The organism is Pseudomaricurvus sp. ABR4_320 (genome assembly GCF_056159445.1).
Genome location: NZ_JBSWVF010000079.1, coordinates 1 through 657 on the forward strand (window position 1 = coordinate 1; position 657 = coordinate 657).

Sequence of the window (657 nt, forward strand, 5' to 3'; positions counted from 1 at the left end):
CTGATCGCTAGAGACACCGGCCTCATCACTTCCGCCGCCACCACCACCGCCTCCACAAGAGACAATGGCTACTGCGGTAAAAATAATAGACGATACTTTTTTAATATGCGTGTTAATACGCATTGCTTAGCTCCTTTAAAATAACGAGTTAATTCCTTTTGAATCACATTGTGAATTCAATGTCTTACCGGTGAGATAAACCGCAAGCCTGAAATTGTTTTAGTGAGATGATCTGTTGGGTATTACTCAGGCAGCCAATCACCAAGATATCCTGAGAAACTTTCCGTCAATGAATTCGCATCACTGGTAACCGGAATATCATCGTGACGAAAACGCTCCAGCATAATGACATCGGGTGACCTCAGACTTTCATCAACCCGAGCGACCTGAAGAACGTCATCTGAATCCGCTGGCAGCACATACGCAACGGTTGATACGCCAGGACTGTCTGGCCCAAGACCGGAGGACCCTCCTTCTAAAACGGCTATTTTAGTGCCGTCCGGCGACCAGGATGCGCGTCCAAAGGCATCGTCGCCTTCCGCATTTGTTGCTATTTGTCGTAAAGAGCCTGTCTCAACATCTAGCATCCAAAACGTCGCATATTTTGAAACTAACGTTCCTGAGGTGTAAACATTAAAGGCAATTTTTGTCCCGTCC

Annotated in this window: 1 protein-coding gene; it reads right to left on the reverse strand. The window is 46.6% G+C overall.

All coding sequences use genetic code 11. The annotated features are described in order from the left end of the window. Nucleotides 1-242: 242 nt before the first annotated feature. The coding region (locus ACXAFR_RS27440; protein WP_475183377.1) for a TolB-like translocation protein at nt 243-657 on the reverse strand (415 nt) is incomplete at its 5' end.